The sequence below is a fragment of the Actinoplanes xinjiangensis genome (assembly GCF_003148685.1).
GTDB lineage: Bacteria > Actinomycetota > Actinomycetes > Mycobacteriales > Micromonosporaceae > Actinoplanes > Actinoplanes xinjiangensis.
The window spans coordinates 80,393-105,028 of the sequence record NZ_QGGR01000005.1; the positions used below are offsets into that span (position 1 = coordinate 80,393).

22 protein-coding genes are annotated in these 24,636 nt (G+C 71.6%); 15 read left to right on the plus strand and 7 right to left on the minus strand.

Features of this window, described 5'->3' with window-relative positions:
• Positions 1–2: 2 nt before the first annotated feature.
• A complete protein-coding gene (locus tag BC793_RS12755; RefSeq protein ID WP_239169964.1) occupies positions 3–188 on the minus strand; it encodes a zinc-ribbon domain-containing protein in 186 nt (61 codons plus the stop codon).
• Positions 189–312: 124 nt separating this feature from the next.
• Between BC793_RS12755 and BC793_RS12760 the strand changes: the two genes are divergently transcribed.
• The 3 genes from BC793_RS12760 (at position 313) to BC793_RS51240 (ending at position 2,573) form a co-directional block, all read left to right on the plus strand.
• Positions 313–1,017: an NADPH-dependent F420 reductase gene (locus BC793_RS12760; protein ID WP_109592616.1), complete on the plus strand. Its 705-nt coding sequence runs from the start codon at positions 313–315 to the stop codon at positions 1,015–1,017.
• A gap of 128 nt (positions 1,018–1,145) precedes the next feature.
• The gene (locus BC793_RS12765) at positions 1,146–1,493 is read left to right on the plus strand and encodes an STAS domain-containing protein (protein ID WP_109592618.1); all 348 of its coding nucleotides are present in this window, start codon (positions 1,146–1,148) and stop codon (positions 1,491–1,493) included.
• 57 nt (positions 1,494–1,550) lie between these two features.
• A complete protein-coding gene (locus tag BC793_RS51240; protein WP_109592620.1) occupies positions 1,551–2,573 on the plus strand; it encodes a LuxR C-terminal-related transcriptional regulator in 1,023 nt (340 codons plus the stop codon).
• Here BC793_RS51240 and BC793_RS12775 read toward each other — a convergent pair.
• The 3 genes from BC793_RS12775 to BC793_RS12785 all read right to left on the minus strand — a co-directional run bounded on the left by BC793_RS12775 (position 2,563) and on the right by BC793_RS12785 (position 7,551).
• Complete coding sequence (locus BC793_RS12775; RefSeq protein ID WP_109592622.1) at positions 2,563–3,291, minus strand: ATP-binding protein; 729 nt, start codon at positions 3,289–3,291, stop codon at positions 2,563–2,565. The genes BC793_RS51240 and BC793_RS12775 overlap by 11 nt on opposite strands.
• 142 nt (positions 3,292–3,433) lie before the next feature.
• The gene (locus tag BC793_RS12780) at positions 3,434–6,145 is read right to left on the minus strand and encodes a S8 family serine peptidase (protein ID WP_158319235.1); all 2,712 of its coding nucleotides are present in this window, start codon (positions 6,143–6,145) and stop codon (positions 3,434–3,436) included.
• A 398-nt stretch (positions 6,146–6,543) separates the two neighbouring features.
• Complete coding sequence (locus tag BC793_RS12785) at positions 6,544–7,551, minus strand: lipid II:glycine glycyltransferase FemX (RefSeq protein ID WP_109592626.1); 1,008 nt, start codon at positions 7,549–7,551, stop codon at positions 6,544–6,546.
• Positions 7,552–7,780: 229 nt separating this feature from the next.
• Between BC793_RS12785 and BC793_RS12790 the strand changes: the two genes are divergently transcribed.
• From BC793_RS12790 to BC793_RS12835, 10 genes are read left to right on the plus strand one after another with little or no spacing between them, the layout of a single operon-like run.
• Complete coding sequence (locus BC793_RS12790; protein WP_109592628.1) at positions 7,781–8,545, plus strand: polysaccharide deacetylase family protein; 765 nt, start codon at positions 7,781–7,783, stop codon at positions 8,543–8,545.
• On the plus strand, positions 8,538–9,656 hold the full coding sequence (locus BC793_RS12795; protein WP_109592630.1) for a DegT/DnrJ/EryC1/StrS family aminotransferase: 1,119 nt from the start codon (positions 8,538–8,540) through the stop codon (positions 9,654–9,656). Before BC793_RS12790 ends, BC793_RS12795 begins: the two co-directional genes overlap by 8 nt.
• A 6-nt stretch (positions 9,657–9,662) precedes the next feature.
• Positions 9,663–10,895 carry a glycosyltransferase family 4 protein gene (locus tag BC793_RS12800; RefSeq protein ID WP_109592632.1) on the plus strand — a complete coding sequence of 411 codons (1,233 nt, stop codon included), beginning with the start codon at positions 9,663–9,665 and terminating at the stop codon, positions 10,893–10,895.
• 18 nt (positions 10,896–10,913) lie between these two features.
• Positions 10,914–12,443 carry a tyrosine-protein kinase domain-containing protein gene (locus BC793_RS12805; RefSeq protein WP_109592634.1) on the plus strand — a complete coding sequence of 510 codons (1,530 nt, stop codon included), beginning with the start codon at positions 10,914–10,916 and terminating at the stop codon, positions 12,441–12,443.
• On the plus strand, positions 12,436–13,701 hold the full coding sequence (locus BC793_RS12810) for a lipopolysaccharide biosynthesis protein (RefSeq protein WP_109592636.1): 1,266 nt from the start codon (positions 12,436–12,438) through the stop codon (positions 13,699–13,701). Before BC793_RS12805 ends, BC793_RS12810 begins: the two co-directional genes overlap by 8 nt.
• The gene (locus BC793_RS12815; protein ID WP_109592638.1) at positions 13,698–14,897 is read left to right on the plus strand and encodes an O-antigen ligase family protein; all 1,200 of its coding nucleotides are present in this window, start codon (positions 13,698–13,700) and stop codon (positions 14,895–14,897) included. The genes BC793_RS12810 and BC793_RS12815 overlap by 4 nt, the downstream gene beginning before the upstream one ends.
• Positions 14,894–16,027 carry a hypothetical protein gene (locus BC793_RS12820; RefSeq protein WP_109592640.1) on the plus strand — a complete coding sequence of 378 codons (1,134 nt, stop codon included), beginning with the start codon at positions 14,894–14,896 and terminating at the stop codon, positions 16,025–16,027. The genes BC793_RS12815 and BC793_RS12820 overlap by 4 nt, the downstream gene beginning before the upstream one ends.
• A 21-nt stretch (positions 16,028–16,048) precedes the next feature.
• Entirely contained in the window at positions 16,049–17,068 is a 1,020-nt protein-coding gene (locus BC793_RS12825) for a GNAT family N-acetyltransferase (RefSeq protein WP_109592642.1), read from the plus strand.
• 11 nt (positions 17,069–17,079) lie between these two features.
• A complete protein-coding gene (locus BC793_RS12830; RefSeq protein WP_109592644.1) occupies positions 17,080–18,312 on the plus strand; it encodes an FAD-dependent monooxygenase in 1,233 nt (410 codons plus the stop codon).
• A gap of 21 nt (positions 18,313–18,333) precedes the next feature.
• Positions 18,334–19,359: an IlvD/Edd family dehydratase gene (locus BC793_RS12835; RefSeq protein ID WP_109592646.1), complete on the plus strand. Its 1,026-nt coding sequence runs from the start codon at positions 18,334–18,336 to the stop codon at positions 19,357–19,359.
• Here the strand turns inward: BC793_RS12835 and BC793_RS12840 are convergent.
• Positions 19,350–19,688 carry a MerR family transcriptional regulator gene (locus BC793_RS12840; protein WP_109592648.1) on the minus strand — a complete coding sequence of 113 codons (339 nt, stop codon included), beginning with the start codon at positions 19,686–19,688 and terminating at the stop codon, positions 19,350–19,352. The genes BC793_RS12835 and BC793_RS12840 overlap by 10 nt on opposite strands.
• 62 nt (positions 19,689–19,750) lie before the next feature.
• Here BC793_RS12840 and BC793_RS12845 point away from each other — a divergent pair, with 62 nt between their 5' ends.
• Both BC793_RS12845 and BC793_RS12850 read left to right on the plus strand, forming a co-directional pair.
• A complete protein-coding gene (locus BC793_RS12845; RefSeq protein WP_109592650.1) occupies positions 19,751–20,815 on the plus strand; it encodes an oxidoreductase in 1,065 nt (354 codons plus the stop codon).
• A 150-nt stretch (positions 20,816–20,965) separates the two neighbouring features.
• On the plus strand, positions 20,966–21,667 hold the full coding sequence (locus BC793_RS12850; RefSeq protein WP_109592652.1) for a class I SAM-dependent DNA methyltransferase: 702 nt from the start codon (positions 20,966–20,968) through the stop codon (positions 21,665–21,667).
• A gap of 468 nt (positions 21,668–22,135) precedes the next feature.
• On the opposite strand, the gene BC793_RS12855 is transcribed toward BC793_RS12850, so the two are convergent.
• Positions 22,136–22,555, minus strand: coding sequence for a hypothetical protein (locus BC793_RS12855; protein WP_109592654.1), 420 nt, complete (start codon positions 22,553–22,555; stop codon positions 22,136–22,138).
• Positions 22,556–23,375: 820 nt separating this feature from the next.
• Complete coding sequence (locus tag BC793_RS12860; protein ID WP_109592656.1) at positions 23,376–24,593, minus strand: hypothetical protein; 1,218 nt, start codon at positions 24,591–24,593, stop codon at positions 23,376–23,378.
• Positions 24,594–24,636: the final 43 nt, after the last annotated feature.

Consider the following 24,636-nt stretch of genomic DNA (forward strand, 5'->3'; position numbering starts at 1 on the left):
CCCTAGGCGGCGACCAGGCGCGGGTCGGCCTTGCGGAAGCCCTGGCAGTGGCCGCAGACCTGGTAGTAGGTGGCCGGTTTCACCGGGAACAGCGGGATGAAGAACAGGGTGAACCTGGTGGTGCGGCGCAGCAGATGCTGCGGGGCCTGCCAGCCGCAGATCTCGCAGTTGGCCACCCGGGCGCCCATCGCATGGTCCTTGCTTCGCAATCCGAACAACAGGAACAACGGACTTCTCCTCGGCTCGCGGGTGTGCGTACCCCATGGTCTTACCCACGGGCAAGCGGTACGTGCCTCCCGTCACGAAAACCATGTGCGCCGGAATCGGGCGGCCCGGGACGGAGTTCGCGCAGACATGACGACGATCGGACTCATCGGCAGCGGGAACATCGGCAGCACCGTGGCGCGGCTGGCGGTGGCGGCCGGGCACGACGTGGTGCTGAGCAACTCCCGCGGGCCGCAGACGCTGGAGGAACTGGTCGCCGAGCTGGGCCCGAAGGCCCGCGCGGCGACTCCGGCCGAGGCTGCCGCGGCCGGTGACATCGTGGTGGTGACCGTGCCGCTGCACGCCTACTCCGCCATCCCGGCCGGGCCGGTGGCCGGCAAGGTGCTGATCGACACGAACAACTACTACCCGGAACGCGACGGTGTGATCGCCGAGCTGGAGGACGGTTCCACCACCACCGGCGAGCTGGTGCAGCGGCACTTCGCCGGGGCGTCGGTGGTGAAGGCGCTGAACAACATCTGGTTCGAGCACCTGCGGACGCTGGCCCGGCCGTCCGGGGCGCCCGACCGGTCGGCGCTGCCGATCGCCGGGGACGACACGGCGGCCAAGAAGGCGGTCGCCGGCTTCCTGGACGGGATCGGCTACGACACGGTCGACATCGGGCCGCTCGCGGAGAACCGGCGCACCCAGCGGGACACCCCGGTCTACGTCGCCCCGTACGGCGCCTACGGTGTCCCGGTGGGCACCCCGGCGGGCGCACAGGCCGTCCGTGACCTGGTGGCCGCCGCCTGACCTCGTCCTGATGGCGCCCGCCCGCGCCGTCCGACCCGTACCGGGTGGGAGTTTCTTCCGATGTCCCGGACCCGCCGCTCTCGGTAGCGTCGCGGGCAGCGGGCAGCGAACGGGGTGGGGGAGGGCGTATGCAGGACCAACAGGTGGACCTCACCGTCACCGTGGAGTGGACGGGTCCCGATGAGGTGGTGGCCCGGGTGGGCGGTGAACTCGACATCCGGACCGTCCCGCCGATGCTGCGGGAACTGGGCGGGCTGCTCGGCGACGACGGTCCCGCCCTGATCCGGCTGGATCTGTCCGGTGTCGAGTTCTGCGACCATGCCGGGCTGCGGGCGCTGCACATCCTGGAGACGACCGCCGGGGCGGGACGGGTGTCCATCGTCGCCGCCCACCCGGCGGTCGACATGATCCTGCGGCTGTGCGGTCTCAGCACGTTCCTGGGCCATCCGGCGGGCGCGCCCGCCTGCACCGGCTGATCGGCCGACCCCGCCCGGTACCTGTCCGCCGGCCCCGGCACGGCCCATGATGGAGGTGTGGGCCTTCCTCCCGGGAGTGGGCGGATCACAGCCGAGGTCCTGCGGATCGCGGCGATGCCGTCCGGCGTCCGGCAGCGGGCCGAGGCGCTGATCGAGGCGCTGCGCCCGGTGCTGCGGCACGACGCGGCCTGGCTCAGTCTGCTCGATCCGGAACGCTGGGTGCAGGAACCGGTGGCCGCGCACGGCCACCAGCAGCGGGTGCTGCGCCACCTGGCGAGTGCGGCGTTCATGGTCGACGTGATGCGGGTCGGCATGCATCGGCAGCACCGGCCGATCCGGGTGTTCGACTCGCCGGTCCCGGTGTCCGAGCTGCCCGTGTGGGTCGACTACTTCGCCCCGGCCGGGCTCGCCGAAGGGGTGTCGATCCCGCTGGTCACGGCGGACGGCCGCTATCTGGGGCTGCTCGGCGCGCACACCGAGTCGCCGGAGCCGCTCGGCGACGACGCCTTGGACCTGCTGGTCATGCTCACGCCGCTGATCGCGCACGCGGTGGACCCCCTGCGCACGCTGACGACCCTGGCCGGGATGGTCCGGGACGCGCGGGCCGGGGTGGTGCTGACCCGGGCCGGGCGGTCCGAGGAACTGCCGGGGATGCCCGGCGCCCGGGCCGTGGGGGTGTCACCGGCCGTGCTGGACCTGGTCGGGTCGCTGCTGACGCCGGGCCGGACGTGGGCGCGGTTCCTGGTGCCGGGTGAGGATCGGCCCGGACACGGCACCCTGCTGCAGGCGACGGCGCTGGCCTGCCCGCCGGAGCCGCCCGGCCATCACCGGGCCATGGTGCTGTTCGGGCCACCGCCGCAGACGTACGGCCTGACCGCCCGCGAGTTGCAGGTTCTCGGACTGGTGGTGGAGGGGCACACCAACGCCGCGATCGCCGTCGCCCTGCACATCACGGCCCGGACCGCGGTCGGGCACCTGGAGCACATCATGCGGAAACTGGGCGCCGAGTCGCGGACCGCGGCGGCGGTGCGCGCCGATCGGCAGGGCCTGTACGTGCCGTCCGGTCTCCTCAGGATCTGAGCAGCGCCCACACGATCTTCCCGGCCCGGGTGGGGAGGGCGCCCCACACGTTGACCGCCGCGTCGACGATGCGCAGGCCGTACCCGCGTTCGGTCAGCGGGTTCTCCATCTCGCGGCGGATCGACGGCAGCACCGGCGACCCGTCGACCACGGCCAGGTGCAGCAGCGCGCCCGCGTCCCGGCGCGAGATCAGCACCTCGATCGGGGTGCCGGCGTGTTCGGCCGCGTTCACCACCAGCTCGGAGACGACCAGCCGGGCCCGGGTCACCAGCGGGGCCATCCCCCACTGTTCGCAGGCGGTGGACACCATGTGCCGGGCGCGGGCGGCGGCGGCGGTCTCCGGGGGCAGGTGCAGGCGTACCCGGTCGATCCGCGGGCGGGTGCCGGTCAGGAACGAGCGGGCCAGCGGGACCGAGGGGAACGCCGGGACCAGACGGCCGGCCGGTGCGCCGCTGAGCCGGGCGGACAGATCGGAGTGGTCGGGCAGGCAGGCGGCGACCCGTACGGCGGGCTCCATCCGCTCGCCGTGCGCCGCCGCGGTCAGCCAGAGGGGCGCACTCATCGCGCCCGGGTCGTGCAGGCCGCTCAGGTCGAGCAGCAGACCGGCCGGATGGTGTGACATGCATGTGTTGAGCAGCCCGAACGCGACCGGCCAGAGTGCCCTTTCCCAGACACCGCGCACGGTGAACTCGACGACCCAGGTCTCGTCGTCCACCATGGCTGTGACCGAAGGGCCGGACATCGGCTCGTCCCCGTCTCCGCAGATCTCTCCAGGAAACTAGCCAAGCCTGCGCTGCGACGCCAATCCCTCGACGGGGCATGGCACGACCCGTCGGCGGACGGGCCGTGCCATGCCGGTATCAGCGGAACGTGTCGTGGGTGATGTATCGACCCGTCGGTGGGGTGACCGTGGTGCGGTTGGCGCCCGGCTCCCAGGTGACCGTCCCGTCCGGGTCCCTCTTGACGTACTTGAACTCGACGGTCGTGTTCGGCGGCAGGCTCACCGTGCCGGACCAGACCGGGTAGCCGCCCGGGCCGAGCGCGACCGCCCGGGCCGGATCCCAGCCACCCAGCTCGGGCAGGTTGCCGACGACGGACACCTGCTGGCCCCATCGCGTCTCGGCGGTGACGTTGAAGGTCGCGGCGATGCGGTCCGGGTCCGGCCGGAAGGTGACTCCGAGGCCCTCGGTCACCGCGCCGGTGTTCACCGAGTACGCCAGACCGGCCGTCCCGGCGGCGTTCTCCACGCCGATGGTGGCGCCGGTGCCGGCCGCCTGTTCTCCCGACAGGCCCCGGTAGCGGTACGTGACCGTGCCGTCGGCGTGCAGGGTGGCGCTGACCGAGATGCGGCCGCCGCCGTGGCCGAAGAACCGCACGTCACGCCACTCCACCACGAACGTGTCCGCGGTGCCGGCGGTGAAGACGCCGGCCTGCTCGTCGACCACCAGGTCGTCCCAGAACGCGAACAGCGCGTCGTTCGGGTCGGCGGCGTCGGGCAGGGCGGTGTTCTGGTAGACGGCGCTCACCGGGCCGAAGCCGATCACGCCGTTCGTGCTGATCCAGGCACGGGTGCGGGTGGTGCCGTAGTGGGTGACCGGGAACGGCAGGGTCACCTCGGTGACCACGTCGTCGCCGGTGATCGGCAGACGCTCGGTGCCGGGCCGGTAGTCCCCGGTCGCGGGGGCGCAGCGGTAGCCGTACCCGTCGGCGATCTGCCGCAGCGCCACGTCGACGGTGACCTCGGCGCTGACCGTGAGTGACCGGTTCTCGGCGGCGAAGCAGCCGCCCGTGGGACGGATCGTCAGCTCGTAACCGCCGACCGGCGCGGCCAGGCGGAACCGGCCGTCGGCAGCCGTGGTGACCGTCACCGGGGTCCCGGTCAGCGCGACCGTCACCCCGGACAGCGGCGTGCCGGCACCGGTGACCACACCGGACACGATGCCGGAGGCGCCGGCGGACAGTGCCGGATCGACGACCCGGGTGTCACCGGCGGTGATCGTCACGTCGGTTTCGAACGTCTCGTAGCCGAACGGGGCGACCCGGATCCGGTAGGCGCCGGCCGGCAGCCGGCCGAAACGGTAGGCGCCGTCCGCGGCGGTGGTCACCGTCCGCGACGCGGTTCCGGTCACCCGCACCGGCACACCGCCCAGGGGTACGCCGCCCGCCCGCACCGTCCCGGCGAGGCTGCCGGACGGGCTCACCGCGAGACGGACGGCCGCGTACGCGTCGAGCCGGCCCTGCCCGTACACGTTGTTGTCGTCGGCCGTCCCGCCGCAGGCGGTGTCGTCGGTGTCGATCGCCGTCTCGTCCAGGATCGTCCGGGTGGCGCCGATGTCCCGGCGCAGCGACGGCACCGCCGACCAGATCAGCGCGACCGTCGCCGCGGTGTGCGGCGAGGCCATCGAGGTGCCGCTGTACGACGCATAACCGCCGCCCGGCACGCTGGACCGCACGTCCACGCCGGGCGCCGACAGGTCCGGTTTGACGCCGCCGTCCTGGCCGGCCCCGCGGCTGGAGAACGAGGCGATCACGTCGTCGACGTCGGTGGCGCCGGACGCGTACGTGTCGGCGTAGGACCCCGGGGTGCCGGAGGTGTCGCAGCCCGGCCCGGCGTTGCCGTTGGAGAACGCCGGGAAGATGCCGGCCGCCGCCCACGACCGCACCACGTCGGAATACCACGGGTCGAAGCCCGCGCCGCCGCCCCACGAGTTGTTGACGACGTCCGGTGCCAGGTCGGGCCGCGGGTTCTGCCCGTTGCGGTCGGTCGGCGCGACCATCCACTGACCGGCCGCGAGCAGAGCGCCGATCGAGCAGGAACCGTCCTCGCAGCCCTTCGCGGCGATCCAGGTGACGCCCGGCGCCACCCCGATACCGCCGGTCCCGGCCATCGTGCCCATCGTGTGGGTGCCGTGGCCGTTGTTGTCGCACGGGGCCGCGCCGGCGCAGAGGCCGGTCGGGTCGAACCAGTGGTAGTCGTGGGTGACGCTGCCGTCCGCCTGCCAGCCGCGGTAGCCGGCGGCCAGGGCCGGATGGTCGAACTGGACGCCGGTGTCGATGTTCGCCACCACGACGCCCCGCCCGCGGACGTCGTTCTCGTTCCACACGCGGGGCGCGCCGATCCGGTCGACGTTCCACTCCACGGCGTCGACGGTCGCCTGCACGGCACCGGCGGCCGGGGCCGGCAGGGTGACCGGGGTGTCCGGCAGCACCGCCTTCACCTCGGGCCGGGCGGCGACGTCGGCGAGCAGGTCCGCGTCGCCGGTGACCCGGACGGTGTCGGCGATCCAGTAGGTGTCGAAGTCGGCCCCACGGCTGGTCAGCAGCTTGCGCAGGCCTCGCTGACTGCGGGCGGCACCGTCGCGCGCGGCCCGGTGGACGGCCTCGGCGCGGGCCTTGCCCCGGGCCTTCGCGGCCGGGCCCAGGTCGGTCCCGCCGCGCAGCAGCACCCAGAACGACGTCTCCTTCCCGCCCTCGACGGCCGCGCTCACCGCACCGTCGATCTTCGGGTCAGGGCCGGGGCCGGCCGCCGCCGCCGGCACACCGGACAATGTGGACGCTGCGAGCACGAGCACGGCGAGGCTCGCGCCGGCCGCCCACCTCCGCGGTCTTCTCGAACTCGGGCCGCTCCGGTCCTGCCTCATGTCTTCCTCCGGGGTCGCTCGATGCGGTCGAATGCCGCGGCTCACTCCGCCGGGAACGGAGATCGCCGCGGTCATGGCCGGCCGGACCACGGTTTTGGACACTATTGATTTCCCTGAGTCTCTGCAAGTTCTTGCAGATATTTCAGTTTGTTTCAGACCGATGTCAATGTCGTCGTATAAATGAAGTCCGCAGGTGAAGGCAGGGATCAGAATCCCGCCGGTACGCGGCGGATCCGCCTGTCACGCCGATGACGACAATCACTTCCTCGCCTCTATTGCCCGCACATGACAGCAAGAAGTTGCAGACGTTTCAGGAGTTACCAAGCCGGTCAGCGGACCGCGGTGAGGCGGGCGACGGTGCGCTGCTTGAAGGCGAAACCCTGTTTGGCCGCGTCCCGGAGGTGGGCCACCAGCGGTGAACGGGAGCGGCGCGCCCACGGGACCGGCACCTCGGTGGTGCCGTACTTCTGCTTGTACGCGTTACCGCCGACGAAGTCGAACTCGGTGACCCCGCGCGCCCTGGCCCACCGCAGGGCGTGCCAGATCAGCGTCTCGTTGGGGCGCAGGTGCTGCGACGTCCGGTAGCTGGCGCCGCCCCAGAAGTACATGGCGCGGTGGTGCCACGGGAGGATCGCGGTGGCGATACTGCGGCCCTCCGGGTCACGGGCGCGCAGCAGCAGTACCCGTCCGGTGGGACCGAGGTGACGGATCAACGACCGAACTCTTTCCACCGAATAGGTCGGTACCAGATTCTGTTTGGCGAATACGTCGCGCAATTGATCGTAGAATTCGTCGGCGAATGCGGGATCGGCGTCCACCTCCTCGACGGTGACGCCCGACTTCGCGGCCTTGCGGATGTTTCTGCGGCACGCGCTCGCCATCGCGCCGAACAACGCGTCCTCATCCGGATTCAGATCGATCACCGCGGTCGGCGCCTCGTCCCAGCGCAGGCCGAGGCCGGGCAGATCGGCGGGCGTGAGGCCGCGGTCGCGGATCTCCAGGTGCACGGCGCCGGCTTCACCGAAGGCGAACGGCATCAGGGCACCGAGCGCGGCCCGGCGGGAGACGTCCGGCCGGAGGGTGAATCCGAGGTACGACGTGGTCCATCCGGCCATCGGACTGCCCAGGATACGCATACCGAAGCGCCTGCTCAGGAGCCCGGTGAAGTGCCCGACCGGCTGACCCGAGTCGGTGACGACGGCGAACAGCGGCTCGGCGTTCTGGCACTCGGCGATGAACCGGAGCCACTCGGGAGTGTGGAAGATCAGCCGATCCGGGTAGGTCGCCCGGTCAGCCCAGAGAGCGGCGTCAGGCTGCACCCGGTGCAGTCGCAACATGAGGGGTCCCCCATCGAATTATGGTCCGGCGGGCCTGATGATGCTCAACCATAAGTCCATTCCGCAAGAAGCCGAACGGGCTATTCGTAATTGATGCGAATAATACTCGCGTTCATTATGACAATTGCTACTGACGCTCCCCGGGACGCATTTGCGAAGGTGGGTGAGTGCCACGGGGCGATGCCGGCGTGGCCGCGACCTGTCGAACGAGCGGGAGGGTGCCGATCGCATGCAGACGGCGATCAGACGACGCCTGAACGAACTGGGACTGCGCAGTCGCCTGCGGGCACGGCCCCGGTTGCAGGGACGGATCCTGGCCCCGGCCGGGCTGCGGCACCGGCTGCCCAGTACCCCCGGCCTCTACTTCCCCTTCTACCACGACGTCCCCGCCGAGTACGCCCGGGACCTGCGCCACCACCTGCGCGCCCTGCAGCGGATCGGCCCGATGGTCGCCTGGGACGAGGCGATGCGCATCCTGACCGGCGCGCAGCCGCTGACCGGGCCGGTGTTCTGCCTGTCCTTCGACGACGCCCACCCGACCTGGCGTGACGTGGCCGCGCCGGTACTGCTGGAGATGAGGGTCCCGGCGATGTTCTTCCTGACCTCCGGCATGGTCGGGCAGCCGGGGAACCTGACCTGGAACGACTGCCGTGACCTGGTGGCGGCCGGGTTCGACTTCGGCTCGCACACGGTCACCCATCACCGGCTGGCCGACCAGGACGACACGACCGCGGCCCGGGAGATCGTCGACTCGAAACGCGAGATCGAGGACGAGCTCGGCGTGCAGATCCGGGACTTCGCCGCGCCGTACGGTCATCCGGCCGTCGACTACCGCGAGCGGGACGTGACCGTCGCCCGGGACGCCGGGTACCGCAGTTTCTCCAGCACCCTGCGCCCGGCCATGCACGCCGGCGACTCCCCGATGTGCATCCGCCGGCAGGGTCTGCACCCGGCCTGGCCGATCCTGGCCGTGAGGACCCGTGTCCATGACTGACATCCGGACCGACGCCCGTATCTACCTGTCCCCGCCCGACGTCGGGGACCTGGAGCGCAAGCTGCTCCTGGACGCCTTCGACTCGAACTGGGTGGCCCCGGTCGGCCCCGACCTGGACGCCTTCGAGGAGCAGGTGGCCGAGCGGGTCGGTGTGCGGCACGCGGTGGCGCTGAGCAGTGGCACGGCCGCGCTGCACCTGGCCCTGATCGCGGCCGGCGTGCGGCGCGGCGACACCGTGCTGGTGCCGTCGTTCACGTTCGCCGCGACCGCGAACGCGGTGGTCTACCTGGGGGCCCGGCCGGTCTTCGTGGACTCCACCCCGGACAGCTGGAACGTGGACCCGGAGCTGGTGATCGAGGAACTGCGGGCCCGGGCCGAACGCGGGAACCTGCCCCGGGCGGTGATCGCGGTCGACATGTACGGCCAGTGCGCCGACTACGCCCCGCTGCTGGAGGCGTGCGACCGGTACGGCGTACCCCTGATCGAGGATGCCGCCGAAGCCCTCGGCGCCACCTATCGCGGAAGGCCGGCCGGGTCGTTCGGGCTGGCCGGGGTGCTGTCCTTCAACGGCAACAAGATCCTCACCACCGGTGGCGGCGGAATGCTCGTGACCGACGACGGGCGGGTCGCCAAGCAGGCCCGGCACCTGTCCACCCAGGCCCGCGAGCCGGTCGCGCACTACGAGCACCGGATGATCGGCTACAACTACCGGCTCAGCAACCTGCTCGCCGCGGTGGGCCGGGGCCAGGTGCAGCGGCTGGATCAGATGATCGCGGCCCGCACGGCGACGTTCGCGTTCTACCGGGCCGAGCTGCCGGACCTGACGTTCATGCCGGTCGCCGCCTACGGCACACCCAACCACTGGCTGACCTGCGTGCTCGCCGACGACGAGGGACACCGCGACCGGCTGCTCGCCGCGCTCAACGGCCGCGACATCGAGGCCCGGCCCGCCTGGAAGCCGATGCACCTGCAACCGGTCTTCCAGGACTGCGTGATGCGCGGTGGCGAGGTGTGCGCCGACCTGTTCCGCCGCGGGGTGTGCTTGCCCAGTGGATCCGCTCTGACCGACCACGACCGGAGACGCGTCGTCGACGCGGTTCGGGAGGGCTGAGGCGCCATGCACATCGTCTACATCCACCAGTACTACTGCAATCCGCGGATGGCCGGCGGGATCCGCTCGTACGAGCAGGCCCGCCGGCTGGTGGCGCGCGGGCACACGGTCGACGTGATCACGACGGACATCACCCCGGGGGCACGGCAGCTGGGCTGGACCACGACCGTCGAGGACGGCGTGACCGTCCACTGGTTCCGGGTTCCGTACAACAACGACATGTCGTATGCCCGCCGCCTGCGGGCCTTCGCCGAGTTCATGGTGGTGGCCGCCGTGAAGGCGGCGAAGCTGCGCGCCGACCTGGTGTTCGCGACCAGCACGCCGCTGACCGTGGCGGTGCCCGGCGTGATCGCCGCGAAGCTGCGCCGGGTGCCGTTCGTCTTCGAGGTCCGCGACCTGTGGCCCGAGGTGCCGATCGAGATGGGCGCCCTGCGCAACCCGGTGCTGCGGCGGGTGGCCGGCGGGCTGGCGAACTTCGCCTACCGCAACGCGTCCGAGGTGATCGCCCTCTCCCCCGGTATGGCCGACGGCGTCGTCGCCCGCCGGCCGGGCACCCCCACCACGGTCATTCCGAACGCCGCCGACCTCGATCTGTTCCGGGTCGCCCCGGAGCAGGTACGCCGGTTCCGCGCGGCCCACGACTGGCTCGGCGACCGCCCGCTGATCGTCTACACCGGCGCCCTGGGCGTGGTGAACGGCGTGGAGTACCTGGTCCGGGCCATGCACACGGCCACGAAGGTGGACCCCGACCTGCGGTTGCTGATCGTCGGGCACGGCAAGGAGTGGGAGCCGACGAAGACGCTCGCCGCCGAACTGGGGCTGCTGGACCGGGTCGTGCACATGTGGGAGAAGGTGCCGAAGTCGCAGCTGCCGGTGATCCTCGGCGCGGCCACCATGTCCAGCAGCACCGTCCGCCCCATCCGCGGTCTGTGGGACAACTCGGCGAACAAGTTCTTCGACGCCCTCGCCGCGTCCCGGCCGATCGCCATCAACTACGGCGGTTGGCAGGCCGACCTGCTCCGGGAGACCGGGGCCGGTCTGGTGCTCGATCCGGTCGACACCGAGTCCGCCGGCGCCGAACTGGCCCGGCACCTGCGCGACGAGCTGTGGCTGAAACAGGCCCGGGACGCCGCGCACCGGCTGGCCGTGGAGCAGTTCTCCCGCGACCTGCTCTTCGAGAAGTTCGAGGCCGTGCTCAACCGGTCCGCCCGGTGCGACACCGAGCCCGCCCATACCTGAGATTTCGGGGGAACCACCGTGGAACTGCGTGCGTACGTCCGGGCCTGCCGGCGCCGATGGCCCTGGCTGCTGGTGCCGGTACTGGTCGCGGCCGGCATCGCGGCCGTACTGACCATGGCCGGCGCGCCGGGCCACAAGTCGTCGATGGTCCTGTACGTCAGTTCCGGCAACGCGGATCCGGACTCGGGGGCACGGCGGCTCAACTCGTACATCGCGCTGCTCACCGGTCCCCGGGTGGGGCAGGCCGTGGTCGACCGGATGGGCCCGGAGGTCACCGTCGAACAGGTGCAGAAGAGCCTGTCCGCACAGATCCGGGAGGGCACCGACCTGCTGGAGGTCTCGGCCGTCGACTCCGACGCCGACCGCAGCAGGCAGATCGTCACGACCGCCGCGTCGGTGCTGGTCGGCCTGGCCCGGCAGATCGGCGCCCCGGCCGACCCGGATGCCGGCCCCGCCACCCAGGTGTCGATCGTGCAGGACGCGGTCACCGTCGAGGAGCCGGACAACCTGACCCGCAACGCCGGTTTCGCCGCGGTGCTGGGCCTGCTGATCGGGGCCGGTGCGGTCGCCGGGAAGGAGGCCACCGGCCGTACGGTCGCCGAGGAGGACGATCTGCGCCGGCTCGGCCTCGACGCGGTCGGGACGATCTCGATCGGCGGCCGGTCCCGTGCCGGCCATCCGGATCAGGCGCTGGCCGAGGCGTTCCGCCGGTTGCGCAGCCTGCTGCCGGTGCTGGCCGAGCACCCGGCCATGACGGTCCCGGCGCGGGGCCGTTCGCTGCTGCTGACCGGTGCCGGCCGCAAGGAGGGCACCACGGCCGTCGCCTGCGGCCTGGCCATAGCGATGGCCGAGACCGGCGCGCGGGTGGTGCTTGTCGACGCGAACATGCGGACGCCCGGGATCGGGCGTTACCTGTCCCTGGACGCCGCACCCGGTCTGGCCGAGGTGCTGGCCGGCACGGCCCGCGTGCCGGACGTGCTCCAGGACTCGCTCGGCGGCCGGGTGACGGTGCTGCCGGCCGGCGAGCACGCGCCCGACCCGGGTGAGCTGCTGGCCTCACCGCGGCTGGGCGCGACGGTACGGACCCTGACCGAACGCTACGACATCGTGCTCGTGGACGGCCCGGCACTCCAGGGTGTCGCCGACGCGACCGTGATAGGGCAGGTCACCGACAGCGCGCTGCTCGTGGTGCGGGCCGGCCGGACCCGGACCGCGGAGGTGGAGAAGTCGATCGACCTGCTCCAGCGGGTCGGCGCGAAACTCGCCGGCGCGGTGCTGAACGCGCTGCCGCGCAAGCTGCCGCAAAACGGCTCGTGGCAGGGCCCGGCCGAGGTGAGCACCGGGATGGACAGTCCCGACCTGGTCTTCGGGCTGGACCCGACACAGTCGCCGCGTCTGGACGACACGTTCGTGTCGCTGCCCGTGGTCGGTACCGCGCGGGGCCGGGCGAAGGTGGCCGACGCGGAGAACGAGCACTCCCCCGAAGTACCGGCTCAGCGCAGCGGTGCCGACGACGACGCCGACGAGGAGCAACAGCGCAGTGAGTGAGCTACGGATCGGGAGCCCCACGGCCGGCCCGGTCGCCCTCGCCGGGAAGGTGCTGCGGGAACCGTCCGTCCAGCTGCTCGCCTCGCAGGTGCTGACCGGGGTGGTGGCGATGGCCGCGAACATCCTGATGGTCCGGTCGCTCAGCCCGGCCAACCGGGGCGAGGTGGCGCTGCTGCTCCAGGTGGTCTATCTCGCCACCCAGCTGCTGCTCCTCGGCACCGAGCGCAGCTTCGTGGCGGCCTACCACAACGTGTCGCCGGCGCCCGCCGTTCGTGCCTACGCGCGGCTGCTCGCCGTACCCTGCCTGCTGTTCCTCGGTGGTGCGGTGATCTGGCAGGTGGCCGCACCCGCGCATCTCACGCCGGGTCCGCTGATCGTCGCGATGCTGGCCTGGTTCGCCCTGATCGAGGCGACCAGCCTCGCCACCCGGTCGATCGCCATCGCGGTGGGCCGGGTCCGGGACTTCCTGCTGGCCCGGGTGCTCGAGGCGCTGCTGCTGTTCACCATGCTGATCGGGCTCTACCTGGGCCACGCCGACCACCCGGAGTGGTGGTTCCTGGCCTACCTGATCGCCGGTGCCACACCGACCGTCGTCTACCTGGTGATCTGGCTGCGACTGCCGATCGTCGCCGGCTCCGGTGCCGTCCACCCGGACCAGAACCGCCAGGTCCGGCGGGAGGGACTGGCGCTGTTCCCGGCCGCCCTGTCCAACATGGCGATGCTGCGGGTGGACCGCCTCGTCATCCCGGCGCTGGCGTCGACCGCGGCGCTCGGCCACTACACGTCGGTGGCCACCATGACCGAGCTGTTGGCGTGGCCGATCCGGGCGTACGCCGACTCGCGTCTGGGCCGGTGGCGGGTCTCGCACAACGAGGGCGCCCTGAAGGCGGCACCGATCGTGGCGGCCGTCGCCGTCTACGTGCTGGTGGTGGTCCCGTTGGTGGCCGGCGGCCTGTACCTGCTGGTCGAGCCGCTCTTCGGCCACGAGTACGCGGACGCCAAGGTGATCGTGCTGCCCCTGGTGGCGGCGGCCGGACTGTACGCGGTCTCCCGGATCAGCCTGGGCCTGCTGATCGCCAAGGGGCACGGCGGTCTCGTGTCGGCCGCCGAGATCGCCGGCTTCGTGGTGAGTTTCGCCGCCTACCTGCTGCTGATCCCCCGCCTCGGCATCCTCGGCGCGGCCTACGGCTCGCTCGCGGGATACGGCGCCTGCCTGGTGTTCGCGATGGTGGCGAGCCGGATCGTGGGCCGGCGGTGAACGTCGGTGGCCGGGCCTTCCTGGCGCCCGGCCTGCTGCTGATCCTCGTCGCGATCGGCGGACGGTACACCCTGGACCGGGCCGGGCTGCTCGAACTGGCATGGGTGGACCTGCGGGTGATCGGGCTGATCGTGGCGCTGGTGGTACTGGGGCTCGGCGCCGGCCGCACGCGGCGGCCGCCGATGCAACGGGAGGGCTGGCTGGTCGCCGCCCTGCTGTTCTTCCTGTTCCAGATCGCCTCGGGACTGTGGGCGCCGTCGGCCGCCCGGGTCGGCCCGCAGACGCTGGACCTGGTGCTGCTCGGGGTGCTGGTGGTGGCCTTCTACCGGTACTCGCTCGGTGACCCGGAGACGGTCGTCAGGTTCACGTTCCGGCTGTTCTTCGTCGCCGCGATCGTCTACGCGCTGGCCGCCATCTTCATCAGCGGGCCCGGTGAGCAGGGCCGCTACTCGGCGTTCGGCGGTGGCCCGAACGTGTTCGCCCGGATCGAGGTGCTCGGGGTGATCAGCGCGGTCGCCCTGTTCATGCTGACCGGCCGGATCCTGCCGCTGCTGGTGATCCCGCTCTTCCTGCTGGCCACGGTGCTGTCCGGGTCGCGGGGCACGCTGGTGGCCGGTGCGGTGGTCGGTTTCGTGGCAGTGCTGAAGCTGCGGCACCGGCTGCGCGGCGGGGCGATCGCCCTGGCGGCCCTGGTGGCGGTGGTCGCAGTAGGCGCCATCTGGGCTTTCGCCCCACCGGAGTTCACCGACCTGTTCCAGGAACGATTCGTTGAACAGACCGTGCAGGAACAATATCTCTCCGGGCGGACCGACATCTGGATGGCCGCCGTCGACATGTTCATCGACCACCCGATCGCCGGGGCCGGACTCGACGGCTTCTACGGCCTGATCGGGGTCAACCAGGCCGTCGAATATCCGCACAACTACGTGCTCGCGGTCGCCGCCGAGGGTGGGCTGGCCGGGCTCGGCCTGCTCACCGTCTCGATCGTGCTGTGGACCCGGATCGTCCGGGGCGGTGGCGCCCGTCCGCAGCTGACCGGGCTGGCCGTGGCGGCGACCGTCTTCGTGGCGCTGTCCGGCCTGTTCTCCGGCGACTACTACGACTCCCGCCTGGCCTGGATGTTCGCCGGCCTCGCCGCGGCCGCGGCGCTGGTCCCGGTGCCGGCCGGCGCGCGGGAACCGGCGGTGGCCCGGTGAAGCGGCGCACGATCCTCGCGGCCGGGCTCGGCGGGGCGCTGGTCGCCGGCGCGACCGGGCTGCACCTGGTCCGCGGCGCCGCCGAGGACGACGTCCCCGAACTGCGGGAGCCGATGCCCGCCGCGCCGCCCGCGGTGGAACAGGTCGCGAAGATCAAGCCGGTCGCGTACTGGACCGGGATCTTCATGAAGAGCTGGGACTTCGCGGACGGCAACGCGACACCGCTGAGCAGGTCCAAGGACAGCCGGGACCACTACGACCTGGCGTACGACGTCGACGCCTGCACAGCGATGTACCGGGCCACCGGCCAGCCACGCTACCTGGACCGGGGCCTGACGTGGCTGGAGAACGTGGTCGCCGCGGCGGTCCCGTCGACCTCGCTGGCGAAGAGTTCGTTCGCCGACCGCTACCAGGGCTGGGGATCGAGCCGGGCCGGCGGGGGCGGCGACGAGGTGCCGCTCTACGAGTCGTACCTGTGGCGCTACGGCACCGGCCTGCTGGTGGCTATGAAGGACCTCACCGACACGGGCTACCGGGCCCGGTTCGACCGGCTGCTGGCGTTCGCCGAGACGAACGTCTTCGACAAGTGGTTCACCCGCGGGACCAAGGACTACCTCTACCGCGAGCGCACCCACATGGCCGCGCACTGGGCACTGATCGCGATGAACGTCGCCCACCTCACCGGCGACCAGGCGCGCAAGGCCCGCTGCAACACGGTCGTCGACCACATCAGCTCCCAGTTGCGCGGGCAGCTGCGCCGTAACCCGGCCGAGCCGACCGCCTGGTTCTGGAGCGACGAGTGGGACTCGGCGAAACGGCCGGGCCAGGACGTCGGCCACGGCAACGGGGTCGTCACGTACGTGGTCGAGGCCCGCGACCGCGACCAGGGCTGGTCGGCCGCCGACGTGGCCGCGTTCTCGTCCCTGCTCACCAGGGTCATCTGGCCGGGCGGGACGACGTATCACGCCTATGTGGACGGCACCGGCACCGACAACGGCTGGTGGTCCGACGGCTTCGTGAAGCTGGGCCGCTACGACCCGGCCGTGCAACTACGGCTGGAGAAACACCAGGTGGTGAACGATCAGTTCGCCGCGAACATGGCGCTCAACGCCCGCCTGCTTCGGGCCTGAGCACCGGAAGGGACACCTGAGATGACGGCATCGCTGCTGGAACCGGCGGCACGCGAGTGGAAGGAGGCGCTCCAGCACGTCAGACACGACATGTACCACGTGCCGGAATACGTCGTCCTCGACGCCCGGCTCTACGGCGGCGTCCCCGCCGCGTTCCACTACGAGCAGGACGGGCGGCGGTTGCTGATCCCGCTCATCCTGCGGGAGATCCCGGGCACGGACCTCAAGGACGCGATCTCACCGTACGGCTACCCGGGCCCGGTCAGTGACGCCGCACCGAACGACCGGTTCTGGCAGACGGCCTGCGCGGCCTTCGTCGGCGCGCTGCGCGAGGCGGGGGTGGTGTCCGCGTTCGTCCGGCTGCATCCGCTGCTGCACGGCCCGGCGCCGGCGCTGCGGGACCACGGCGCGCTGGTCCACCACGGCGAGACCGTGTCGATGGATCTGACCGTCTCCGAGGAGGAGATGTGGAAACAGACCCGCGCCGACCACCGCAACCACATCAACCGGGCGAAACGGGCGGGCACCGAGATCGTGTTCGACGACTGGGACCGGCTCGGCGAATGGGTGGAGGTCTACCACGACAACATGCGGCGGGTCGGCGCCACGTCGTACTACTTCTTCACCGCCGAGCACCTGTCGGCACTGCACGACGCGGTCGGTGACCGGATGCACCTGGTGGTGGCGCTGGAAGACGGCCAGGTCGTCGGGGGCAACACCTTCTTCTCGTACGACGGGATCGCCACCGGATACGTGTCGTCGACCCGCCGGGCCCCGAAACGGTACGCCGACGAACTGCTCTACGACTCGGTGCGCCGCTGGTGCGGCTCCCGCGGTGACCGGGTGTTCCACCTGGGCGGCGGCAAGGGCGGCGCGAACGACTCGCTGTTCTCGTACAAGGCCGGGTTCGCGCCGGGCCGGCACGCCTTCCACACCTGGCGGGTGGTCGCCGACCGGGACGCCTACCGGCGGCTGGTCCACGACCGCCGCCCGGACGCCGATCCGGCCGACCTGACCGTCACCTTCCCGGCCTACCGTTAGGAGCCCCCGTCATGCGGATCACCTGTGTCGGCGGAGGGCCGGCCGGACTCTACTTCGCGACCCTGGCCAAACTCGCCGACCCCGGCAACGAGGTCACCGTGCTGGAACGCAACCCGGCCGGCGTCACCTGGGGCTGGGGGGTGGTGTTCTGGGACGACCTGCTCGACGACCTGTTCCGGTACGACCCGGTCAGCGCCGAACGGATCTGGCAGGCCGCGTACAAGTGGGACGAGTACGAGGTCCGCGCCACCGGCAAACCCACCACCCATCTGGCCGGGTACGGCTTCAGCCTGGGACGCCACCGGCTGCTCGACATCCTGTCCGCGCGGGCCGTCGAGCTGGGCGTGAACATCACCTGGTCCGACGAGCTGACCGACCTCGCCGACCTGCCGCCGTCCGACCTGGTGGTGGCCTGTGACGGCGCCCGCAGCCGGATCCGGGAGGCGCACGCCGAGCACTTCGGCGCCGAGGTGGAGGTGGCCCGCAACAAGTACATCTGGCTGGGCACACCCAAGGTGTTCGACACGTTCACCTTCGGGTTCGAGCAGACCCCGGCCGGCTGGATCTGGTTCCACGCCTACCCGTTCGACGACAAGACGTCCACGTTCATCGTCGAGTGCACCCCGCAGACGTGGTCCGGACTCGGCTTCGACACCCTCGACGCGCGCGACGGCACCGAGCGGCTGCGGCAGATCTTCGCCTCCCATCTGGACGGCGCGGCACTCATCGACCATCGGGCCGAGGTCGGGCGTACCGGCTGGCAGAGTTTCCGGCGGGTCACCGCGCAGCGCTGGGACCACGGCAACGTGGTGCTGATGGGCGACTCCGCGCACACCACCCACTTCGCGATCGGCTCCGGCACCAAACTGGCCATGCAGGACGCGATGGCCCTGGCGGACGCGGTCGGATCCGGCGACGATCTGGCGGTGGCCCTGGAACGGTACGAGCACCGGCGCAAGGCGGCGATGGCTCCCCTCCAGCGGGCGGCCCGGGCCAGCAGCGCCTGGTTCGAGAAGATGCCGGAGTACGCCCACCTGCCGGCCGGCCGGTTCTCCTACGCCCTGTCGAACCGCCGCGGCGAATACCCCACCTGGCGGTACCTGCTGCACATGGCGACACAGAGCGCGATCCCCCGCACCCTGCTCCGGTGGACACTCAGCGCCCGCCGGTGGAGCCGGGCCCGCCGCCGGACCGACGCCGGTCAGGTGACCACCGGGCACGCGATCCTGCCCCACACCGCCTAGCACCCGACGAAGGGATGACCGATGGCCGAAGGCGCCCTGCTGGAACCCGCAGACCCGGCGTGGGCCGACGCGTTGCGGCGCGTCCACCACGACGTCTACCACCTGCCCGGGTACGTGACCCTCGACGCCCACCTGTCCGGTGGCACACCCGTCGCGTTCCGGTACGACGAGATGGGCCAGGTGCTGCTGCTGCCACTCGTGCTGCGGCCGGTCCCCGGCACCGGGCTGCGCGACGCGGTCTCCCCGTACGGCTACCCCGGCCCGGTCAGCGACGTCCCACCGGCCGACACCGGCTTCTGGACGCGCGCCGCCCGGCACATGGCGGCGCTGCTGCGCACCCACGACGTGATCACCGTCTTCGCCCGGCTGCACCCGCTGCTCCCGGCGCCGGTCGCCGCCCTGGCCGCGGCCCTTCCCGGCGCCGGGACGGTGGTGCACCACGGCGAGACGGTGTCGGTCGACCTCACGCTCACCCCCGACCAGCTGTGGCACGACACCCATCGCACACACCGCAACCAGATCAACAAGGCGGGCCGGGCCGGCGTACGGATCGTCGTCGACGACTGGGATCTGCTCGACGAGTGGGTGGGCACCTATCACGCGACGATGCGACGGGTCGGGGCGACGGACTTCTACTTCTTCGACGCCGGCCACTTCCACCGGCTGCGGGCCCGCCTCCGGGATCAGATCCATCTGGCGGTGGCCGTCCGCGACGGCGAGGTCCTCGGCGGGAACCTGTTCTTCGCCCACCGGGGCATCATGCAGACCCACCTCCAGTCCACCCGGGACGGCCAGATCTGGTGGGCGGACAAGCTGCTCTACCACGAGGTACGGCTGTGGGGCCGGGACCGCGGCCACCTGGTCCACCACATCGGCGGCGGGGTGGGCGGCGCCGACGACTCGCTGTTCCGTTACAAGGCGGCGTTCGCGGCCGGCCGGCAGGACTTCCACACCTGGCGGGTGGTCACCGATCCGGCCGCCGTCGAGAAACTGTGCGGTGTGCCGACGGAGGCGATGATGGCCGGCCGGTTCCCGCCCTACCGGTAGGTCTCCACCAGGCCGGCCAGGATGTCGTGGGTGCGGCGCAGGTCGGCCATCTGCGACTCGATGCGCCGCAACTCGCCGGTGAGCCGGTCGGCCAGCCACGGCGTACGGATCGACTCGTCGGCCACGCACGGCAGCACGTCCCGGATCGTCGCCGTCGACAGGCCGGCGGCGAGCAGGCTCCTGATCAGCGCGACGCGGTCGACGGCCGCCGCCGGATAGTGGCGCTGTCCGCCCGTACCCCGATCGCTCTGGAGAAGTCCCTGATCCTCGTAGTAGCGCAGCGAGCGTGCGCTCGCGCCGGTCGCCGCGCTGAGATCACCGATCCGCATGCCGTGTCTCCCCGCTCACAACGCTTGACCCTCACATCGATGTCAAGTCTTAGCGTTCCCCCATGACGACGACAAGCCCGCTGCGCACCCTTTCCGCGTCGACCTCGCCCTTCTCGGGCGGCGGCCCGCAGCTGACCTCGCCCTTCTCGGTCGGTGGTCTGCACCTGCCGAACCGGCTCGTGATGGCGCCGATGACCCGGTTCCGGTCGCCCGGCGGCGTGCCGACCGCCGAGGTCGCCGCCTACTACCGGCGGCGGGCGGCCGGCGGCATCGGCCTGATCGTCACCGAGGGCACGCTCGTCGGCCATCCGAGCGCGAGCCACGAGACCACCGTCCCGCGGATGACGGCGGGCCCGGCCGAGGAGGGCTGGCGGCAGGTCACCGCGGCCGTGCACGCCGCGGGCGGCCGGATCGCCGCCCAGCTCTGGCATCTCGGCAGCGAACGCCGGCCGATCGACGGCATCCCGGCCTGGACCCCGTCGACCATGTCGGTCGCCGACATCGACACCATCGTCGCCGCGTTCGCCGAGTCCGCCCGGGTCGCGGTCCGCGCCGGTTTCGACGCCGTGGAGATCCACGCCGCCCACGGTTACCTGCTCGACGAGTTCCTGTGGCCGGTCACCAACCGGCGCACCGACACCTACGGCACCGCGCGGGCCACCTTCCCGGCCGAGGTGGTCCGGGCCGTCCGGGCCGCGATTCCGGCCTCGACCCCTTTGATCGTACGGTTCTCCCAGTTCAAGGAGCGCGACTACGACGCCCGGATCGCCGCATCGCCGCACGAGCTGGAGTCGCTGCTCGCCCCGCTGGCCGCCGCCGGCGCGGACGTCCTGCACGCCTCCCAGCGGCGTTTCTGGGAGCCGGCGTTCCCCGGTTCGCAGCTGAATCTGGCCGGCTGGTCCCGCAAGCTGACCGGGCTCCCGTCGATCACGGTCGGCTCGGTCGGCCTGACCGCCGATCTCCCGGAACTCCCGCGCCTGCTCGCCGGCCTCTCCGACGGCGAGTTCGACCTGGTCGCCGCCGGCCGCATCCTGCTGGCCAACCCGACCTGGGGCCGGCTGCTCACCACGAACCGCCACACCGAGATCCGCAACTACCGAAAGTCCGACGAGGACGTCTACTTCTGACCGGCCGGCTCCCTCCAACGGGCCACTTCCGACAGGCCAGCCACTTCCGACAGGCCAGCCACTTCCAACCGGCCGGCCGTGATGACGCGGGCGAGATCAACGTTCTGCCGCGGTCCTCCCGACGGCAGCCGGCCCGCTACGCTGCGGCGCGTGCGCGATCCCGGTTTCCTCGATGCGGTCCGGTCGTCCTACGACCACGTCGCCGCCCACTACGCCACCCTCTTCAACGACGAACTCGCCGACGAGCCGATGCTGCGGAGCGTCCTGACGCTCTTCGCCGACCTGGTGACCGCACCCGGAACAGCACTCGCCGCCGACCCCGCCGACGGCTACGGACTCGGACCCGCCGGGCCCGGCCGGGTCGCCGACGTCGGCTGCGGGCCGGGCCACGTGACCGCGTTCCTGCGCAACCGGGGTCTGGACGTCTTCGGCGTGGACCTGTCCCCCGGCATGATCGCCCAGGCCCGTGCCGGCTACCCGGACCTGGACTTCGAGGTCGGCTCGATGACCGCCCTGAACCACCCCGACGCCGGCCTGTCCGGCCTGAATGCCTTCTACTCCACCATCCACTTCCCGACGCCGGAACTGCCGGCCGTCTACCGCGAGTTCCACCGCGTCCTCCGACCGGGCGCACCACTGTTACTGGCGTTCCAGGCCGGCGACGAACCGAAACACTTCACCCACGCCTGGGACCACGACGTGGACCTGACCATTCACCGCCGCCGCCCGGAGACGGTCACCGGGCTACTCGCCGAGGCCGGCTTCCGTACCGTGATGACCTCGCTCTACGAGCCCCCGTCAAAACCCGGCCGGCAGTACGCCTATGTAATCGCCCACCGCCTCCCGTCCTAACCGGCTGGCCCCCACCGCTGCCTCCGACACGCCGAAACAGCGGTGACAGCCAGCCGGATCTTCTCGGCTGGTTCCCGCCGCTGTCTCAGACGCGCCGAAACAGCGGTGACAGCCAGCCGGATCATCCCGGCTGGTCCTCACCGCTCTTTCGGGGGTCGTGAGACAGCGGTGACGGCCAGCCGAGCAAGGTCGGCTGCCCGTCGGCAGGCATCGGTAGCAGACACTCCGGACGCTGACGCCGCTCAGGCGCTCGCGCCGGGCCCGGGTGGTGAAGCCGCGCCCAGACTCTGAGGCCGGGCTGGACGGTGGCGCCGGAGAGGCGGTCACGCGGGCATACGGTGGCGGCGCCCAAACGGTCACGCTGCCCGACGGTCAGGCCGCCCAAACGGTCACGCCACCCAAACGGTCACGCCACCCAAACGGTCACGCCGCCCAAACGGTTACGCGCCGGGCAGACGGAGGCGGTGGTCAGACGGTGACGCCGGCGGCGGTTGGGGCGGGTTCGGCGGTGGCGAGGGTGACGCGGCTGGGCGGTTCTTCGCGCGGGAGCGGGACGGCGCCGGCGCCGGCGGTCGGTCGGGGCCGTCGGGGCTGGACCCGGCCTGCGCTACCACCGCGGCCGGGATAGATCAGCAGTCCGTTGACCGGATCGGGCACCGCATCCAGCGCGGCGCGAACGGCCGGCAACGCGCGGAACTCGGGCCACGTCTCCTCGGAATCGAAGGCGACCTCGAAGAGGACACCCCACCCGAACGTCTGCCAATGCCACTCCCGGGCACCGAACGAGACGGCCGCGGACACCATGGTCTCCTGATGCGCGTCACGCCAGCGGGAAGCTGACGAGTGCGGTCCGTCAAGAACCTCGATCGTCCACCAGTGCAGGCTCATATCGACCACCACCACGGCATTCGGGTGTCCCCGATGCTACTGCGCAGCGAAGATCCACCGATTGGATTCGGCACACCTACCGCGAGGTTGGCATCTCCGGGGAAAGTTGGCATCGCATCGCCGGGGAACGGCTGACCTCCCGGTGAAGGCACCACAAACAGTCCCCGCACCAACCCCAACCGACGCAGGCACACTGGCGAGCAAGGCGGCCCTTCCCGCCGCCGCGCCAACCTCCCGACGGACAAGACGCCCCCTCTCCACCGGCGTCGTCTTCCCACGAACAGGGCGGACCTCCCCCCACCCCCGCGTCGGACTCCCGAGAATCGGAATGGGCCTCTTCCCACCAGCGACGGCCTGCCAGTGGAGGGTGAACAGTGGTCAACGATGGTGGGAGCACACACCGCCCGATCGAGTGCGCTGGTCATCGTGATAGCGACGGCCAGCGCACACGCATGCTCGACTGTGTGGCCTCATCACGCTGATGACGTTGGTGAACGCACACGATCAGCGATCGTGTGCTCTGGTCGTCGTCGTTCACCAGTGTCGACCGCGCCATCGGCCCGAACGACGCTGGTGGGTGAACGGTTCGCGCAAGCGGACGTGACCCGCAAACGGCGTCAGCCCGCCAAATCAACCGCACAGGGCAACGATCGGATGGCGGCGAACCTGTCCCCGACCGCGAGGGTCTCAGCAGCGGCGGCCACCCCACTCAGGAGTACCCGGATCCGATGGCGAACTGAGCGGGTTGAGCCGCGCTGGACAGGGCCGCCCGGCGGGGGAACAGCCGAGACGGCAAGCCCACGGCAGGGAATGGGGGTGGTCAGGCGGCGGAGCGGCCGGAGCGGCGGGTCGCGGGGAGGGCGGCGTGGCGGGGGGCCGTCAGGCGGCGAGGGCGGCGCAGGACCGGCTGGGCGCCGGAGGCCGTGGTGGTGCGGGATTCGGGAAGCTGCGGGCCGGCCCACGCCGGGATGGCGCCGGGTGGGGTCAGGGTGCGGTCGGGTGGGATCCACAGTGGCTGCGGGGTGGTGGCCGAGCCCCACCACATGAATGCGCCGTATCCGCGGACCAGTGGGGGCTGCAGGGCGGGCCAGTACGCCTCGGCGGGGATCGCCAGGCGCCAGGCCTCGGCGGGGAGGAGGGCGCCGGCCCGGGGTGGGGGTACGACGACGCCGCCCGCGTGCAGGTGGGCCGGGAGCGGGTCGCCGGCGGGGGCGACGGCCGCGGGGGCGGAGGCCAGGACGATCGCCGAGCCGACGGTGACCAGGCCGGCGGCGAGGGCGGGTAGTTCCCAGCCGGGGCGGACGGTGTCGCCGATCAGGGTCAGGGCGATGATCGACGGGAGGACCACCTCGCCGGTCCAGTGGACGGCGGTGACCCGGCCGACCTCGCCGCCCTGGAGGGCGCTCGCGTACAGCAGCATGCCGGTCAGTGCGAAGGCGATCATCGTCCAGGTGACCGGCTCGGTGACGACGGCGACGAACCCGGTGGTGAACTGCCGCATCTCCTCCTCGGGGAACTGCAGCGCGCGGCCGGAGATGGCGGCACCGCCGAGACAGAAGCCGCCGATCAGGGCGATCAGGCCCGGACGGCCGGTCTTCGTGGCGCCGTAGCCGAGCACCCAGAGCAGCAGCAGCGCCGACACCAGGCCGACGCGGACGTTGGTGGACGGCAGCATCTCGTGTTGCTGGCCGGCGGAGAGGGCGAGGACCCCGAGGGCGGTGGTGGTGCAGACGATGGCGGCGACGTCGCGGCCGCGCAGCCGGGAGCCGAGGAACAGCCAGGCGGCGACCGCGGTGACGGCCAGGGAACCGGCGAGGACCGACTCGACGACGTAGACGGCCAGGTGCTGGAGGGCGACGATCGCGCCGATCCAGGCGATGATGTCGAAGACGATGCCGATCAGGTACAGCGGATGGCCCAGGGTGCTGGCCGTGCTGTGGCTGCGTTTGGCGCCGACGGCCTGGAGGATCGATCCGGTCGCGTAGCTGAAGGCGCCGAACACGGCCATCCCCAGCGCGAACCAGCTCATGGAGGTCATCGCCCACCTCCCACAAGACCACACCGAGCTTGATCACTCAGCG

Coding starts and splice junctions, on each gene's coding strand:
- BC793_RS12835 (WP_109592646.1), top strand. CDS start 18,334: ATGGCCGAAGGCGCCCTGCTGGAACCCGCAGACCCGGCGTGGGCCGAC.
- BC793_RS12855 (WP_109592654.1), bottom strand. CDS start 22,555: ATGAGCCTGCACTGGTGGACGATCGAGGTTCTTGACGGACCGCACTCG.
- BC793_RS12860 (WP_109592656.1), bottom strand. CDS start 24,593: ATGACCTCCATGAGCTGGTTCGCGCTGGGGATGGCCGTGTTCGGCGCC.
- BC793_RS12840 (WP_109592648.1), bottom strand. CDS start 19,688: ATGCGGATCGGTGATCTCAGCGCGGCGACCGGCGCGAGCGCACGCTCG.
- BC793_RS12845 (WP_109592650.1), top strand. CDS start 19,751: ATGACGACGACAAGCCCGCTGCGCACCCTTTCCGCGTCGACCTCGCCC.
- BC793_RS12800 (WP_109592632.1), top strand. CDS start 9,663: ATGCACATCGTCTACATCCACCAGTACTACTGCAATCCGCGGATGGCC.
- BC793_RS12755 (WP_239169964.1), bottom strand. CDS start 188: ATGGGCGCCCGGGTGGCCAACTGCGAGATCTGCGGCTGGCAGGCCCCG.
- BC793_RS12785 (WP_109592626.1), bottom strand. CDS start 7,551: ATGTTGCGACTGCACCGGGTGCAGCCTGACGCCGCTCTCTGGGCTGAC.
- BC793_RS12790 (WP_109592628.1), top strand. CDS start 7,781: ATGCAGACGGCGATCAGACGACGCCTGAACGAACTGGGACTGCGCAGT.
- BC793_RS12825 (WP_109592642.1), top strand. CDS start 16,049: ATGACGGCATCGCTGCTGGAACCGGCGGCACGCGAGTGGAAGGAGGCG.
- BC793_RS12830 (WP_109592644.1), top strand. CDS start 17,080: ATGCGGATCACCTGTGTCGGCGGAGGGCCGGCCGGACTCTACTTCGCG.
- BC793_RS12795 (WP_109592630.1), top strand. CDS start 8,538: ATGACTGACATCCGGACCGACGCCCGTATCTACCTGTCCCCGCCCGAC.
- BC793_RS12765 (WP_109592618.1), top strand. CDS start 1,146: ATGCAGGACCAACAGGTGGACCTCACCGTCACCGTGGAGTGGACGGGT.
- BC793_RS12775 (WP_109592622.1), bottom strand. CDS start 3,291: ATGGTGGACGACGAGACCTGGGTCGTCGAGTTCACCGTGCGCGGTGTC.